Annotated in this window: 12 protein-coding genes and 1 pseudogene; 9 read left to right on the top strand and 4 right to left on the bottom strand. The window is 53.6% G+C overall.

Annotated elements, in window-relative coordinates; genetic code table 11:
- Window positions 1-286: 286 nt before the first annotated feature.
- From ACFE7X_RS13800 to ACFE7X_RS13790, 3 genes are all read left to right on the top strand, one after another.
- Window positions 287-1,732 carry an NACHT domain-containing protein gene (locus ACFE7X_RS13800; protein ID WP_375436256.1) on the top strand — a complete coding sequence of 482 codons (1,446 nt, stop codon included), beginning with the start codon at window positions 287-289 and terminating at the stop codon, window positions 1,730-1,732.
- Window positions 1,733-1,885: 153 nt separating this feature from the next.
- On the top strand, window positions 1,886-4,501 hold the full coding sequence (gene clpB / locus ACFE7X_RS13795; RefSeq protein WP_375436255.1) for an ATP-dependent chaperone ClpB: 2,616 nt from the start codon (window positions 1,886-1,888) through the stop codon (window positions 4,499-4,501).
- A gap of 86 nt (window positions 4,502-4,587) precedes the next feature.
- Window positions 4,588-4,779, top strand: a complete 192-nt coding sequence (locus tag ACFE7X_RS13790) for a hypothetical protein (protein WP_375436254.1) — start codon at window positions 4,588-4,590, stop codon at window positions 4,777-4,779.
- Window positions 4,780-4,897: 118 nt separating this feature from the next.
- Here the strand turns inward: ACFE7X_RS13790 and ACFE7X_RS13785 are convergent, their stop codons facing one another.
- Together ACFE7X_RS13785 and ACFE7X_RS13780 are read right to left on the bottom strand one after the other, a co-directional pair.
- Entirely contained in the window at window positions 4,898-5,566 is a 669-nt protein-coding gene (locus ACFE7X_RS13785) for a hypothetical protein (protein ID WP_375436253.1), read from the bottom strand.
- 18 nt (window positions 5,567-5,584) lie between these two features.
- Window positions 5,585-5,806 (bottom strand): hypothetical protein, encoded by a 222-nt coding sequence (locus ACFE7X_RS13780; RefSeq protein ID WP_375436252.1) that lies wholly within the window; start codon window positions 5,804-5,806, stop codon window positions 5,585-5,587.
- A 467-nt stretch (window positions 5,807-6,273) separates the two neighbouring features.
- Between ACFE7X_RS13780 and ACFE7X_RS13775 the strand changes: the two genes are divergently transcribed.
- The 6 genes from ACFE7X_RS13775 (at window position 6,274) to ACFE7X_RS13750 (ending at window position 14,513) form a co-directional block, all read left to right on the top strand.
- On the top strand, window positions 6,274-7,281 hold the full coding sequence (locus ACFE7X_RS13775; RefSeq protein WP_375436251.1) for a gluconolaconase: 1,008 nt from the start codon (window positions 6,274-6,276) through the stop codon (window positions 7,279-7,281).
- 379 nt (window positions 7,282-7,660) lie between these two features.
- A complete protein-coding gene (locus tag ACFE7X_RS13770; RefSeq protein WP_375436250.1) occupies window positions 7,661-10,213 on the top strand; it encodes a pectinesterase family protein in 2,553 nt (850 codons plus the stop codon).
- 141 nt (window positions 10,214-10,354) lie between these two features.
- Complete coding sequence (locus ACFE7X_RS13765) at window positions 10,355-10,960, top strand: HupE/UreJ family protein (protein WP_375436249.1); 606 nt, start codon at window positions 10,355-10,357, stop codon at window positions 10,958-10,960.
- Between the two features lie 168 nt (window positions 10,961-11,128).
- Complete coding sequence (locus ACFE7X_RS13760) at window positions 11,129-13,489, top strand: M1 family metallopeptidase (RefSeq protein WP_375436306.1); 2,361 nt, start codon at window positions 11,129-11,131, stop codon at window positions 13,487-13,489.
- A 163-nt stretch (window positions 13,490-13,652) separates the two neighbouring features.
- On the top strand, window positions 13,653-14,027 hold the full coding sequence (locus tag ACFE7X_RS13755; RefSeq protein WP_375436248.1) for a PH domain-containing protein: 375 nt from the start codon (window positions 13,653-13,655) through the stop codon (window positions 14,025-14,027).
- 81 nt (window positions 14,028-14,108) lie between these two features.
- Window positions 14,109-14,513: a hypothetical protein gene (locus ACFE7X_RS13750; protein ID WP_375436247.1), complete on the top strand. Its 405-nt coding sequence runs from the start codon at window positions 14,109-14,111 to the stop codon at window positions 14,511-14,513.
- Window positions 14,514-14,587: 74 nt separating this feature from the next.
- Here the strand turns inward: ACFE7X_RS13750 and ACFE7X_RS13745 are convergent, their stop codons facing one another.
- Window positions 14,588-15,970: an NAD(P)/FAD-dependent oxidoreductase gene (locus tag ACFE7X_RS13745; RefSeq protein ID WP_375436246.1), complete on the bottom strand. Its 1,383-nt coding sequence runs from the start codon at window positions 15,968-15,970 to the stop codon at window positions 14,588-14,590.
- A gap of 260 nt (window positions 15,971-16,230) precedes the next feature.
- Window positions 16,231-16,450: pseudogene (locus ACFE7X_RS13740) on the bottom strand (hypothetical protein); the annotation flags it as partial.

Genomic DNA, 16,450 nt, shown 5'->3' with positions numbered 1-16,450 from the left:
CTTTTCCTAAAAAGTTATTACCAACTAATAATAAATTATTATTAGTTGATACTGCCGGAATGGGAAAATCTACTTTAAGCAAATATCTTTTTTAAAAACTATAGAAGAAGGAAGCGGCATACCAATATTTCTAGAGTTAAGACAATTAAAATTAAATAAGACTATCGTCGATATCATACACGAAGATATTAGTGGAATTAATTACATTTTTGATAAGGACTTTTTACTCAAATTAATTGCTAGAGGAAATTTTATTTTCTTTTTTGATGGGTTTGACGAAATCCCCTTGAAGGAAAGGAAGTACGCCACTCAACATTTACAAGACTTTATTGCAAAGGCATCAAAAAACAAATTCTTCCTAACCTCGCGTCAAGATGGCGCGTTAGCTTCATTTGCAGATTTTCAAAGGCATGAAATAAGTCCTCTTCGTCAACATGAAGCATTTGCCCTACTAACAAAACTAGACACTATAGGCAATAGCAGTGCTTCAGGAGAAACAGCTGATTTACTTATTGAAAAGCTCAAAGAAGAGCACCACAATGCTAATCTAAAAAGCTTTTTATCAAATCCATTACTCGTTTCATTGCTTTACAAGGCTTATGACTTCAAGCCTACATTGCCAATGCGAATAGACATGTTTTACAGACAGGTATATGAAGCCCTATTCGAAAATCACGATTTATCCAAAGGGGGCTCTTTTATTAGAGACAAAAAATCAAAATTAAATATTGATGAATTTTCAAGAGTATTACGTGTACTTGCAATAAAAACTATTGGGTTAGGCAAAGTAAAATATTCTTTAGATGAATTACTAAATCACGTAAATGAAGCAAGAAACAAGTGCTTGGGACTTTCTTTTTCGGAATCGGATTTTGTTAAAGACTTAATAGGCAGCGTCCCCTTATTTGTAGTAGATGGACTATATTACCGTTGGAGTCATAAATCTTTTCAAGAATATTTTGCGGCTCTTTTTGTTTCTTCAGACGCTAAAGGAGAAGCTGATATGTACCTAAACAAGTTCGTCAACAGTAAAGAGCAACAAAGATTCGTTAATATATTAGAACTCTACTACGACTTAGATATCACAACTTTCAATAGAGCAATAACAAAAAACTTGATTAATGATTTTATAGATTACACAAATAATTTCGGATATTCTGCAAAGTATTCCGGCATAGATAAAGTCGATTTACAGGTACGCAAATCCATCTGCTTCAACAGGAGATATCTATTATTTTCAGATAAAGCTGTTACCAAACTAGCCGGTGACAACATCAAATCTGAACCTGGAAAAGCGCATAATACTATGAGGCAATATATTGAACATGAGTCACTTATATTAGATGGAGAAAGAATAGGAAGTTCTACAATTTATCCTTTGGGAAGTGGTCTGATAGCAATCAATAGCAAGTGGGTAGCTATTATAGAAATTCTGTACAGGAAGCAAAATCCACTCGTCATTAGCATAAATACTAAAATTCAGAAGAAACAAGCGAGGAGCTTTGGTGAAATTAGCCCTAACGATTTCATTCGTGATAATGAGCCTAAATTCATAGTGGAAAACCCAAACGATATTTTAAATTCTCATACCAACTTTGAAAAGATAAATGTTTTATTAGCTAGCAATGACAGAATCAAAATTGGAATTGACGAAACAGAAGCAATAAGAGCGTTAACAGAAATAGATCGATTTACAAATATTGGAATAGACGACTTCCTCGGCAATATTTAATGTAGCCAATGCAACAATATGATAATTTGTCATTATTTCTGGTTCAAAAACCTTATAAATAAGCCAAAACGTCAGCAAAACTTCTTCTGCACCCCATTTGCTAGGCACTCGTAGAACTTCCTAACCCGAAGCACCTAACTAGTCTTAGCAGCCATGAACTTTAATAACTATACCATCAAGGCACAGGAGGCCGTGCAGAAGGCCACTGAAATTGCCGGGGGCAACCAGCAGCAGGCCATCGAAACGGGCCACCTGCTGAAGGGCCTCTTCCAGAGCGACGAGAACGTACTGTCGTTTCTGGCCAAGAAGCTGGGTGTGAACCTGAACATCCTCACGCCCCGCCTCGATACTATTGTAGCCGGCTATCCGAAAGTAAGCGGCGGTTCGCCGTACCTCTCCAACGAAGCGGCCGCCGCTCTGCAGCGCGCTACCGGTTTCCTGAAGGAGTTTGACGATGAATATGTGTCGGTGGAACACCTGCTACTGGGGTTGCTGGGCGGCAAAGACGCCGTGGCTACCCTGATGAAGGACGCTGGCTTCAACGAGAAAGATCTGAAAGCGGCCATCAAGGAGCTGCGCGGGGGCCGCAAGGTGACCAGCCAGACCGCCGAAGACCAATACCAGAGCCTCAACCGCTACGCCCGCAACCTCAACGAGCAGGTGCGCATCGGTAAGATGGACCCGGTAATTGGCCGCGACGAGGAAATTCGCCGCGTACTCCAGATTCTGAGCCGCCGTACCAAGAACAACCCTGTCCTGCTCGGTGAGCCGGGCGTTGGTAAAACCGCTATTGTAGAGGGCTTGGCCCAACGCATCGTGGCCGGCGACGTGCCCGAAAACCTGAAGGACAAGATCATCATGTCGCTGGACATGGGCTTGCTCATTGCCGGCGCCAAGTACAAGGGCGAGTTTGAGGAGCGCCTCAAGTCCGTCATCAAAGAAGTCACCGACTCGGAAGGCCAGATCATCCTGTTCATCGACGAGATGCACACGCTGATTGGCGCTGGTGCGGGCGGCGAGGGCGCCATGGACGCCGCCAACCTGCTCAAGCCAGCCTTGGCTCGCGGTGAGCTGCACTCCATCGGGGCCACTACCCTCAAGGAGTACCAGAAGTATATCGAGAAGGACAAGGCATTGGAGCGTCGTTTCCAGGCCGTGATGGTAGATGAGCCGACCATCGAGGACGCTATCAGTATCATGCGCGGCATCAAGGAGAAGTACGAACTGCACCACGGCGTACGCATCACCGACGACGCCGTAATTGCTGCCGTAGAACTTAGCTCGCGCTACATCACCGACCGGTTCTTGCCCGACAAGGCTATTGACTTGATGGACGAGGCTGCCGCTAAGCTGCGTATCGAGTTGAACTCCATGCCCGTGGAGCTCGACGAGGTGCAGCGCCGCATCATGCAACTGGAAATCGAGCGCGAAGCTATCCGCCGCGAGGAAAACCACGACCGGGAAAACGTCCTCACCAAAGACCTCAGCGAGCTGACTGCCAAGCGCGACACCTTGAAAGCGCAGTGGGAAAACGAGAAATCGGCCCTCACCAGCATTCAGACCGAGAAAGAGAACATCGAGCGCTACAAGCTGGAAGCTGACCAGGCTGAACGCCAGGGCGACTACGGCCGCGTGGCCGAATTGCGCTACGGCAAGATTACGGAAGCTGAAAACAAGCTGAAAACCTTGCAAGACGAAGCCAACGCTAATAAAGACGGCGGCTCGATGCTGCAAGAAGTGGTAACCCACGAAGACATTGCCGAGGTAGTAGCCAAGTGGACCGGTATTCCGGTGAGCAAGATGTTGCAGTCGGACCGCGAGAAGCTGCTGAACCTGGAGCAAGAGCTAGGCAAGCGCGTAGCTGGCCAGACGGAAGCCATTGGGGCTATTTCCGATGCCGTGCGCCGTTCGCGCGCTGGCTTGCAGGACCCCAAGCGCCCCATCGGTTCGTTTATCTTCTTGGGTACGACCGGCGTAGGTAAAACCGAGCTGGCGAAGGCTCTGGCCGAATACCTGTTCAACGATGAGAACAGCATGGTTCGCATCGACATGAGCGAGTACCAGGAGCGCCACGCCGTATCGCGCCTCATTGGGGCGCCTCCGGGCTACGTGGGCTACGACGAAGGTGGGCAGCTAACCGAGGCCGTGCGCCGCAAGCCGTACTCGGTGATTCTGCTCGACGAAATCGAGAAGGCGCACCCCGACGTGTTTAACATCTTGCTGCAAGTGCTCGATGATGGCCGCCTTACCGACAACAAAGGCCGGGTGGCGAACTTCAAGAACACTATCATCATCATGACCTCCAACACGGGTGCCGACATCATCCAGCGCAATTTCAAAGAGCTGAACGAGTACAACCACGACGAAGTGGTGGACCGCACCCGCGAGGAAGTAGTGGAGCGCCTGCGCCAGCACATGCGCCCCGAGTTCCTGAACCGCATCGACGAGATTGTGATGTTCCAGCCGCTGAAGCGCCGCGAAATCCGCCGCATCGTGGACATCCAGTTCCGTCAGATTCAGCAGCGCTTGGAAGAAGCTGGCATCCGTCTGGAAGCCACCGACGAAGTCCTCGACTTCCTCGGCGAGCAAGGCTTCGACCCGCAGTTCGGTGCTCGTCCGCTGAAGCGTGTGTTGCAGCGCTTGGTGCTGAACGAGTTGTCGAAAGACATTCTGTCGGGCCGTGTGAGCAAGGACGCCGTAGTGGAAGCCGTGCTAGAAGACGGCCAGATCCGGTTCCTGAACGTGGACGTGGAAATTCCCGGCGTGTAGTCTGGCCGCTCGTTCACCTAGAGTATTCTAAACCTAAAAGCCTCGCCATCCCACCCTGGCGGGGCTTTTTCTTTTTTAGCTCGGTTATGGAAAGCTTTAAACGGTTTTGCCGCATGGTCGGCTTGGTGGCTATGCTGCTATTGGCTGCGGCGGGAGTCGGACTCACAGGCGCCGCTCCTATCCATCAGAAGCGGGAGCGGTTCATTGATACAGACCCCAAAACCGAGCAGGTAGACGAAAAGAATACTCAGGAAGACAAACAACTTGGACAAGAGTAAATGCTTGCCATAGTAGCTGCTCCTATACTCCTATAATAAAAAAGTCCCGCTGACATAGTGCCAGCGGGGTTTTCTCTTTGCGCTACCGTATCGTTGCCTAAGCGAATAAGGGACCGGGCTAACGACGGCGACGAGCGGCTTTGCGCTCCATTCTTGCGCGGTAAGTACGCCCCAAAGCAACATGCTTTTCCTTTAGCCGGGTTCGGATGGCTGGGGGCAGTGGCGCGCCAGCCAAGTAGCTAGCGCGCAGCTCGGCAAACTTGGCGTCGGAATAAGGAGCGTTGTGCACGAACATGTACGTGACCCCAGCCACCCCGAGCAACAGGCCCGCAGCCACTTGGCCCCCAGATGGCTCGCTGTTTTGGGACTGTACATAAGGGGAGCCAGAGCTACTGCTAGCGTTGGAACCGGTCATGAGGCGCAGCCCCGGCAACGCCACCAGAATGGGCAACTGCCCACCAAGGCGCTTGGCATTGAAGAATCCCTGCACGGCATCGAGCGTATCCTGCTGGGCATCGGCTAGCACCTGAGCGGGGGTGGCAGCTGGGATGATGGGCGTAAGACCACCAGGAGCCACTCCTTTCGCTAATAGTGGGTTGTCTTCGGAAGCAGTGCCGTGCAAGGGCATGAAGTTACCCTTCAAACGCCGGCTGATGCTGGTTGGCAAGTGGCCGGTGGCAGCCAACTCGCGCAGTAAGCGCCGCTCGCGGCTTCGGCGGAACTGAATGCCTTTGTTTAGCCCAAGGCCAACAAACGCGGAGCCGGCTACCACGCCGGGCGTCCACACCCCGGCACTAGTAGACTGCTAGGCCGGCAAAATGGAGGCCAGCATGCCAGCCGTTCCCAGTGCAAACCAACCGATGCCACCCCCGCGCCGGCTTCGAAACAGCTCATGCACGGCCCGGGCAGTGTCGGCGCGGGTCAGGGAAATGGCTGTAGCTGGCACTGGAACAGCCGCCGGGACAGCAGAAGCCACGGCAACAGGCAGAGCTTGCGCGCTTACAGTGGCAGTGCTTACGGCCAACATAGAAATAACACAAAGTATGCGCAATAGCATAAGCTAGTTGTTAATTGATAGAATGACAGCAACAAAATGGCAGCAATATACCTGCTAACCCCCGAATCTAGAAACCCCTATATAGATAGTACTTCGATTAAACGTACTGCGTATAGTCGAGCTTACCTAAGTTGGTTTAGTTGTCTTAATTACTTGTACATAGTACTTATTCCGTGTAAGATATTGTTAAAATCAAGCTAAACAGTAGGTTGAGAAACGGAGTTAGGTTGTCAATAGAAGCTTTTAGGAACGCTAACAGCAAGTAACTACTACACTACGGGCCTAATCAGGCGCTGGACAGAGCATGAACTTATTCACAGGTTCCAAGTTCAAGAGTGCTATCTTACCCGCAGATAATGCCATTTCTACTTGGTTATTTCCTGCTGGTGTGCGTAGTAGGTACTTGACTGAATTGTTGCTCCTTAACCCCCTTCTCTATGTCCCACTCGTTCTCTTCTAATCAAACAAACCGGTTTGCTTTACCGCGCATCATTCGCCTAGCAATAGTGGCAGTAGGTATTGCTGGATTGCTGCCTGGTTGCGTAGATGATGACGGCAACATCTCGTTTCCAGTTGCGCCCACCAGAATTACCGTGGCCCAACCCGGGGTGTCGCCCGAAGGAATTCAGTATGACGAGCTAAACCGCCGCTTCCTGGTTAGTTCCCGGACCCGCGGACGCATCGGCACGGTGAAAGACGACAGCACCTACACTGTATTTGCGGACGATGCGCGGCTGATTTCCACTATCGGCCTGAACCTCGACGTAAGCCGCAGCCGCTTGTTCGCCGCCGTTTCCGACAACGGCGCCAACACCACCCGCTCAACGCCCGCCACACTGCGCCGTTTGGCGGCCTTGGCGGTTTTCAACTCCAACAATGGCAGTCTGCTTCGATACGTAAACTTGGGGGCGTTGCGCCCAAACCAAAACCACTTTGCCAACGATATTGCGGTCGACCTTCAGGGCAATGCCTACGTGACCGACAGTTCTTCGCCTATCATCTACAAGGTAGATCCGCAGGGAAATGCCTCTGTGTTTCTGGAAGATCAGCAGTTGAGTGGCGGCACGGGCTTCGGGCTGAACGGCATCGTGTTTCACCCCGGCGGTTACCTGCTGACGGCTAAATCCAATGACGGTACCTTGTTCAAGGTGCCTCTCAACAACCCAAGCAGCTTCACCCGAGTGACTACCAATCAGAATTTGACAGGTGCCGACGGGTTGTTGCTACAGAATGCGCAAACGCTGCTGGTTGTATCGGGGGGCCAAACTACCGTGTTCCGCTTGTCCAGCACCAATGGGTGGGCTAGCTCTACCACTACGGGCACCTTTGCTACCGGCCCGGTTAGCCCTACCACTATCACGCGTCGGGGCCTAACGGATGCCTACGTGCTATATCCTTACCAAAGCACCTCCCCGTTCTTCGAGATTGTTAAAGCCCGTTTCTAAGCTATTACCTTCTCAGAAAGCTAGATACCCCTGAAAGCCTAGCACACCGTCGTACGGACTGGTTTGCGTAGCTTACAATAAAGAAGCCCCATTAGCTGATTGCTAATGGGGCTTCTGCTTTCAGTTCTTATTATGTTATGCGGAAAGAAGTTATCTCGCACCTTTCTGCACGTTCGTAGTTAGCGACAACGGCTATGGCAACGACTGCGCAAATTAAAGTTGGCCTCAACCCAATAGTGTGTAGTTTGTAACCACTACTTTATACAGTCTCACCAAAATTTCCTACCACGCTATGACTTCAACTTGTACATGCTTTCGGCGTGGCGGGCCGGCTTGCCGAACACTGCTAACGCTCTGTCTACTTGTATTTTGCGCCGCTTTGGGGCCGCGCGCCTTTGGCTACGATTTCACGGTGGCCAAGGATGGTACCGGTGATTACACCACCGTGCAAGCCGCTATTGATGCGGCCCCTACCAGCCGCACTACTGTATTTACCATCTTCATTGAAAATGGCCGTTATAAAGAGAAAATCACGATTCCGGCCAACAAGCCCTTTCTGCAACTTGTAGGCGAAAGCGTGGCCAACACCATTCTCACTTATGAGGATGGCGCCAGCACTCCGGCGCCCGGTGGTGGCACGCTGGGCACCCAAAACTCCGCCAGCTTTTCGGTGAATGCCGACGACTTTTCGGCGCTGAATATCACGTTTGAAAACTCGTTCGGGGATGGCTCGCAGGCTGTAGCGGTGCTGCTAAACGCCGACCGGGCCGCGTTCAAAAACTGCCGCTTCCTGGGCAACCAAGATACGCTCTACACCAAAGGCAACGGCACCCCAAGGCACTACTTTCGCGACTGCTACATCGACGGCAACGTGGATTTCATCTTTGGCAGCTCGGTAGCCGTGTTCGACCGCTGCGTGATCTACGCCAAGACGCGCACCAGCAATGGCTCGTCGTACATCACGGCGGCCAATACCCCACCGGGCCAGCCGTATGGCTATGTGTTTCGCAACTGCACGCTGCCGGCCAACACCGGCGGGACGCAATATGTGCTGGGCCGCCCTTGGCAGAATTCCACTGGTTTTGCCGTGCCCACGCACAACAAAGTGGTGTTTATGAAAACGACCCTGGGCGCGGGCCTGATTCAGCCGACCGGTTGGGCTGTTTGGGATGCGGGCACCAATACCAGCCTCATCACCTACGCCGAGTACGAGAGCAGGACATTTAGCGGCAACTTGGTGCCCGTGAGGCAGCGCGTCAGTTGGTCGCGGCAGTTGGTAGCCGCGGATACGGCCGCTTACACGGTGACTAGCGCGTTTGGCGGCACCTGGAATCCGTGTGCCACGGCAGCGGGCTTTTGCGGGAGCTATGCGCCCGAAATTGCCGTCTCAAACTTTCGAGCAACCAAAGGCAATGCCTCCACGCCTTCCACGCTGAGTTGGAACATCAGCTGGGCCATGAGCCAGATAAAGTACGAGCTGTTTCGGTCTTCCGACAATGCCACCTTCGGCAAGGTGGGCGAAGTAACCGCACTCACCGACTCGCTCTACAACTTTCAGTTGCCCGACGCTGTGCCACCGGCTGGCAGCATCTACTATTATTACCTGCGGGCTTCGAAAGCCGGCTTGGCAACGCACACCACCGAAACCATTCAAGTGTCCAGCGCGCCAACCCTTACCGCCACGGGTACATTAGGTGCGTTTGCCCAATTCCAAACCGGTGCCTCAGGCGTGCAAACCTACTTGCTGGCGGGCACCAACCTCACGGCCAACGTAACCATTACACCCCCGGCAGGCTTTGAAGTATCGGCTAACGGCGGCCTTAGTTGGGCTACCGCGGCCGCCCCGCTGGTACTCGTGCCCACCAGCAATACGCTGGCTAATTCAATTAGTGTACGGCTGAATGCAACGGCGGCAGGCAGCTACTCCGGCGACATTGCGCACGTCAGTACCGGAGCCAACGCCGTGAGCGTGCCCGTAGGCGGCACCAAAGTAAATACTGCCGCTCCCGTGTCGGGGCCGCTGCAATGGTGGCCGCTGAAGGCGAATAGCGCCGATAGCAGCGCGGTGCGTTCGAGGGCGGTAGTGGCTAGCTCCCCTACCCTCCGGGGCTTGACGGTTTCCAACGGTACCACCGTCCCGGCTATTCGGGCGTACTCCAACACGTTCGGGCAGGCTTTTGGAGCCACCCCCAACGGCGACGGCTCTTGGGCCACAACGGTTGGCGGGCCCGGCGGCAACCTTAGTCGCCGCGTCTATGAGCAATTCACGGTGACGGCCGCTGCCAACGCCACGGTGCGCCTCGACTCGCTGCTCCTGACTTCGGCCTTCTACAATACATCCAGCAATACCAAGCTGGCCGTGGCGTACTCGCGCAGCAACTTCACCACCGATTCTGCCGATGCAACGGGCGGCACTGGCCCCACCGGTGGGTTGCCGAGTACGGCCAACGGGGCCTTCCTAACCCCTATTCTGTTGGCCAACCAAACCGGTGGCCCCACGCTCACTTACCGCCTAACCCTCAACAACGCAACCGGTGTTAGCCTGCTAGCGGGCCAGACCCTCACCATCCGGCTCTACTTCAGTTGCTGCAGTACCAGTGCCGGTCGGTATGCCCTGCTGAAAAACGTAATGGTGAAAGGAGAAAACACCACGGTACTTAGCACTAACGCGAAGCCTTTGGCTGGCAGCAGCTTAAGCGTGTTTCCGAACCCGGCAATGAGCCGTTTGGAAGTGGAGCTAAGCGGCTATTCCAAAGCCACTGAACTATGCGTTTATAATGCCGTGGGCCGGCAGGTGCTGCGCGTAGATGTGCCGGGTAGAGCCGGAATTCAGCGCACAACGCTACCCCTCAACCAACTACCGGCAGGCGTGTACCTGCTGCGCGCTCGTACGGAAGGTGGTTCAGATGTGCGTCGCATCATAAAGCAGTAGCGGCGGCTCTGTTGCTGAAAGCAGCCAAGGCCTCGCAGGTAGTACTGCAGGGCCTTGGCTGCTTTCAGTAGTAGAGCCCACTGCCAAGACTACCACAACTCAACCGCAGTGAACCTTAGCTGGCTTGCGTAGATTTGCGCCATGTCGGTATTTCAAACCTACCTCCAGCTCGGCTTCTACCACATCTTCAACCTGCGGGCCCACGACCACATCGTGTTTCTGCTGGCTTTATGCGCGCCATACGTGTTGCGCGACTGGCGGCGAGTGGTGGCGCTGGTTACCAGCTTCACAGTTGGCCACTCGCTCACGCTGGCGCTGGCCACCATGGGCTTCTTGCAGTACAACGCCAAGCTGATTGAAACACTGATTCCGGTGACTATTCTGCTCACTTGTCTGCTAAATACAACAGAAATGGGACGAACTGGCGAGCGGCTGCCCACCCGCCGCCGGCCGGAACCCGTGCTGCTCGCGTGGCCTAATTTGCTAGCGGCCTTGTTTGGGCTGATTCACGGCTTAGGCTTTTCCAGTTATCTGCGCGAATTGCTTGGCCGGCAGAGCCGACCACTGTTAGAGCTGTTAGCTTTCAATGTAGGCGTGGAGTTGGGCCAACTGCTTATTGTTGGCATTATCCTGCTGCTGGGCTTTGTTCTGCTGCGCGTCCTCGGTGTTGCCCGCCGCGACTGGCTGCTGCTCGTGACCGGTGCTGCCACTGGTATTGCCATGATACTTTTGCTGAACAACTTATAAAATAGGGGAAGAGAGTAGCAATGAACTGATAGTCTTGCTGTTCTGTTAGCGCGAATTACGTAGCTAAATCGAAAAGTCACCTGCTCGATAAATCATTAATCCAGTATTTTAGGCAGATTTCTTGTAAATTTACTTCTTCGGCTTTTCGCTTCTTTGCCCTTCCTTATGATGAAAACCTTACTACCGGCCGCCAGTCTGGCTATGCTGCTGGCGGGGCCAGCGCTGGCTCAGACCACTAACTCCGGCACCGATAAATTTGCTCAGCTCGGCACCGAGCTGCCCACCCCCAACTCGTACCGCACGGCTTCCGGCGCGCCCGGCACCGACTACTGGCAGCAGCGGGCCGACTACAACATCCGCGTTAAGCTCGACGATGAGAAGCAGGCTATTACGGGTTCCGAGGACATCACCTATACCAACCTCTCGCCCGATGTGCTGACCTACCTTTGGGTGCAGCTCGACCAGAACATCATGGACAAAACGTCCATCACCACGGCTACGCAGGTCGGCCGGATTCAGGACCGAATGCCGTTCCAAGCCTTGGAGTACTTGCAGCGCAGCGAGTTTGACGGTGGCTTCAAGATTTCTAAAGTGGAACTGAAAGGCGGCAAGGCACTGCCTTACGTTATCAACCACACCATGATGCGCGTGGATTTACCCACGCCGCTACGGCCCAAGCAGGCCGTTACGTTCAGTTTGGCGTGGAGCTACAACATCAACGACCAAACGAAAATCACCCAGCGTAGCGGCTACGAATATTTCCCCGAGGATAAAAACTACCTCTACGAAATAGCGCAGTTCTACCCACGCATGGCCGTTTACTCCGACAACCAGGGTTGGCAGCACAAGCAGTTCCTTGGCAACGGCGAATTTGCGCTGCCCTTCGGCGATTATCGGGTAAGCATTACCGCTCCTGCCGACCACGTAGTGGGCGCAACGGGCACGCTGCAAAACGCTTCTGAAGTACTGAGTTCAACGCAGCGGCAGCGCATGACGCAAGCCGTGACTTCTAAAAAGCCGGTATTAATTGTGACGCCGCAAGAGGCCGAGCAAGCCGAGCAGAAGCGCGCTAAGGGCACCAAAACCTGGACTTACAGCGCCAAAAACGTGCGTGACTTCGCCTGGGCTTCGTCGCGGAAGTTTATCTGGGATGCCATGGGCATCAAGCAGAACGGCGTGCCAGTGCTATGCATGAGCTATTATCCCAAGGAAGGCAACCCGCTGTGGGGCAAGTATTCGACGGAGGTAGTGGCGCACACCATCAAAACCTACTCGAAATTCACGATTCCGTACGCCTACCCAGTGGCTATTTCGGTGCACGGACCGGTGGGTGGCATGGAGTACCCGATGATCTGCTTCAACGGTGGCCGCCCCGAGAAGGATGGCACCTACACCGCCGACCGGAAATACGGCATGATTTCGGTGATTATTCACGAGGTGGGCCACAACTTCTTCCCGATGATTGTCAACTCCGACGAGCGGCAGTGGACTTGGATGGACGAAGGGTTGAACACGTTTGTGCAGTTTCTCACCGAGCAGGAATGGGAGCGAAACTACCCTTCGCGCCGCGGCGAACCCAAGAACATTGTGGATTACATGCGCACCGGCAAAAACCTGCAAACCCCGATTATGACCAACTCGGAATCGGTGCTGCAATTTGGGCCTAATGCTTACGCCAAGCCCGCTACCGGCCTCAACATTCTGCGCGAAACCATCATGGGCCGCCAGCTCTTCGACTACGCGTTCAAGGAATACGCGCGCCGCTGGGCCTACAAGCACCCCGAGCCCGCCGACTTCTTCCGCACCATGGAAGACGCCTCCGGCACCGACCTCGACTGGTTCTGGCGCGGCTGGTTCTACACCACCGAGCACACCGACCTAGCCTTGGAAACTGTGAAGTGGTACAAGATAGACTCCAAAAATCCGGAGTTGGAAAACACCGTCAAGCGCCAACAGCTCAACGCTGCGCCCCAAACTCTCTCGCAGCAGCGCAACCTCCAAGACATCAAGAAAACTTTGGTAGACGAGAAGCCCGACCTGAAGGACTTCTACAACAACTATGACCCGCTAGCCACCACCGACGCCGACAAGCAGCGCTACCAGCAGTTTGTTAAAGCCCTCAAGCCCGAGCAGCAACAACGTCTAAGTGCGGGCCTAAATTTCTACGAACTTGACCTGAAAAACCTAGGCGGCCTCACGATGCCCGTCATCGTGCAGATGACTTATGAAGACGGCAAACAGGAAGTGGTAAACATTCCGGCCGAAATCTGGCGCAAGAACAACGCCGAGGTTACCAAGGTGTTCATCACCGAAAAGCCCGTGGTAAGTTTCGTGCTGGACCCGTACCTGGAAACTGCCGACATCGACCTGAGTAACAACTCCTGGCCCCAAAAAGCCGCGCCCTCACGCTTCGAGTTGTTCGAGCAGCAGCAGCGCAGCCAGCCCAACCCCATGCAGCAGCAGACCTCGATGCAGCAGAAAGAGCAGAAGCCCGGCAGCACGGGCGCCGGTGCTGGTGGGACCAACTAGGCAGTCATTTCAACCGGAAAGAGGAACCTGGGTGATATGAGTAGACCAACACACTCGGATTTCTCGCTCCGGTCGGAACAACAAATGGAAAGCCCCAAATCGTGTTCGGTTTGGGGCTTTTGCGTTAGCTTAAGTTAAATTTCTCTTAAACACATAAATAATCATGGGACTTCTCGACGGCCTCCTCGGCAACGCTTCTGAAAGCGACGCCCAATCTATTCAGCAAGAGCTGACGCATTTGCTAGCCAACGGCGAGCAAGTGGAAAAGGCCTACGCGGTTATCCGCGACCTGTTAGTATTCACTAACAAGCGCCTGATACTAGTGGACAAGCAGGGCGTAACCGGCAAAAAGGTGGAATACCTCAGTGTTCCGTACCGCAGCGTAGAGCGGTTTTCGATGGAAACCACTGGCCACTTCGACCTCGAATCGGAACTGAAAATATGGGTGCGTGGCCAAGCCGATCCTATCAGCAAAACCTTCCGCGACGACCAAAGCATCCGCGACGTAAACCGGGCCTTGGCCGAGTACGCGCTGTAATTACTAAGTCAGGCTTGCAACTTCTGGGGCGGTGGAGGCATCTACCTGCTGATTGCTCTACTTTTTTTAAGCTTAACGACGATGTTCCGCCGTATCAGTAGTTTCTTATTGTGTACCCTGCTTTTGTGCGCCTGGCAGTGCGAAGACCCGGAGCCGGAGCCAGCGCCCGATTGTTTGCAAGCCAACGTCGTCGGCCCTGACTGCCAAGCCGCCAGTGGCAGGATGGGCTACTTTCTGCGTTTAGAACGTCCCGTTGCGGAATCAACCACGCAGGTTAATCCTACCACGGGTGCCACAGAGTATGTTATCAAGGCCATTAATGTGCCGGTTACTTATCAGCAGGCCGGAGCTACCTTCTTCTGCACGGTGCGCCAAGCCACGGATACTGAACTGGCTGCTATAGGGCCTAGAACAGCTATTTGCTCGCAGGCAGGCCCGTTTGCTTATCTCGAAAACGTTAGTCACACGGCCTGTACTACCAAGTAGTAGCCCTTTTGCTTAAATAAAAAGCCCCGCAACTGAAGCGCAGTGCGGGGCTTTTTTGTACGTACAACCTGGTGCTACCTTCCTACCACCTGTGCATCAGGCGCTGGCACGGACGGATTGTACTGCGGGGTTTGCGCGTTTTGCTCGGCCGTGACTTTGCCTTTGTCGTCCTTGAAATCAGAGCGCTTATATGGGCGGATAATCAGGCGCAGAGCCCGGTCGGAGCTGGCGTAGCTGAAAGCCCAGTCGATGAAGGTCACGACTTTATTGCGGAAGCCGACCAGCGTCATTAAGTGCACAAACAACCACGTAAGCCAACCCAGGAAGCCGCTGAAGTGCTTGTTGCCGGGCAAATCCACTACGGCGCGGTTGCGGCCCACAATGGCCATGCTGCCTTTATTTAAATATTTGAACTCCACGGGCGCTTCGCCGCGTAGCAAACGCTTGAAGTTGGCAGCTAGCTGCTCGGCTTGCTGAATAGCCACGGGCGCCAGCATCGGGAAACCGCGGGGCATGTCATCGGTTACCATGCTGGCCACGTCGCCGATGGCGTACACGTTGGTTTCACCTTCTACGCGGTTCCAACGGTTCACCTTGATGCACTTGTTGCGCGCAATAACATCGGTTGGCAATCCTGGCACTTCGTTGCCGTTCACCCCGGCGGCCCAAATCAGGTTCTCGGTCCGAATGAATTCGGTGTCGGATATGTAGGCCTTGCAATCTTCGAAGCGCTTTACGGGCGTGTTCAAGCGCACATGAATGTTCATGCTATCGAGGTAGCGCTTGGCTTTATCTTGCGCAAATTTCGACATCGGGCCTAGCACCGCGGGGCCTGCCTCCATCAGATAGATTTCCATCTGCTTCAGATCTAGTTCCGGGTAATCTTTGGGCAGCACATCTTTGCGCATCTCGGCCAACGAACCCGCAATTTCGACGCCGGTTGGTCCGCCCCCCACAATCACCACGTTGAGCAAGGCTTGCCGCTCTTCGGGGTTCTCTTTCAGCAGCGCTTTTTCGAAGTTTTGGAACAGGTAGCTACGCAAGTTCAGCGCGTTCGGAATGCTCTTAATCTGCATGGCATTTCGTTCGATGCTCTCGATGCCAAAGAAGTTGGTGAGCGAGCCGGTAGCCAGCACGAGGTGGTCGTAGCGAATCTCACCGATGCTGGTCACCACAACGTTGCGGGCCGTATCGACACGCTGCACCGACGTCATGCGGAAGAAGAAATTTTGCTGAGCCGCAAAAATCTTCCGAATGGGATAGGCAATGCTGTCGGCTTCCAGCGCGCCAGTGGCTACCTGGTAGAGCAACGGTTGAAAGTTGTGGTAGTTATTCCGGTCGATGACCACCACTTGCACGGGAGCATCCGCTAGGTCTTTGGCGAGCCGCAGCCCGGCAAAGCCGCAACCCACGATAACAATGCGCGGCTGCGAGGTGACAGGTATGTTGGTATCCATTTCGAGTAGACAAGATCAAACACTTCCTTTACCGCGAAACCGGCGCTGAGGTTATGGATGAGTTTACGTTAACAGCCGTTATGGCAAGCCGATGCGACAAAGCCATTCTTCTTGTTGAAGGGCTTCTTCCGAAATGCGAGAAGCCCTCGACAGCTGCATGAGCATCGAGGGCTTCTGGGTTTGAAAATGCAGTTTGCTGTAAGAAAGTCGGTGGCAGTTGGCTAGTTGTGCCCACCGCCTCTGCATGCAACGGCAATTTTTCAATAATCCTCGCCTTCCTTCTTTTTGAATTCTCCGTCCTTCACCTGCTTGATGAGCTGCAACCAGCTAAAGGGGTTTAGCAGCGGGTTGTTGCTTTGCAATGAAGGCCCCAAACCCATGCGCCGCTGCTGCTCTAGTTGTTGCGTCTGCATAGTCTGGCGGTAGTTGCCCATGCTGGTAACGGGAGCATTATTGAAAATGCGCCGCAAAATGTCCTCG

The organism is uncultured Hymenobacter sp. (assembly GCF_964242765.1).
In the GTDB taxonomy this organism is placed as follows: domain Bacteria; phylum Bacteroidota; class Bacteroidia; order Cytophagales; family Hymenobacteraceae; genus Hymenobacter.
Note: the sequence above shows the minus strand (reverse complement) of the source record. Positions and strands in the feature narration are given on the sequence as shown.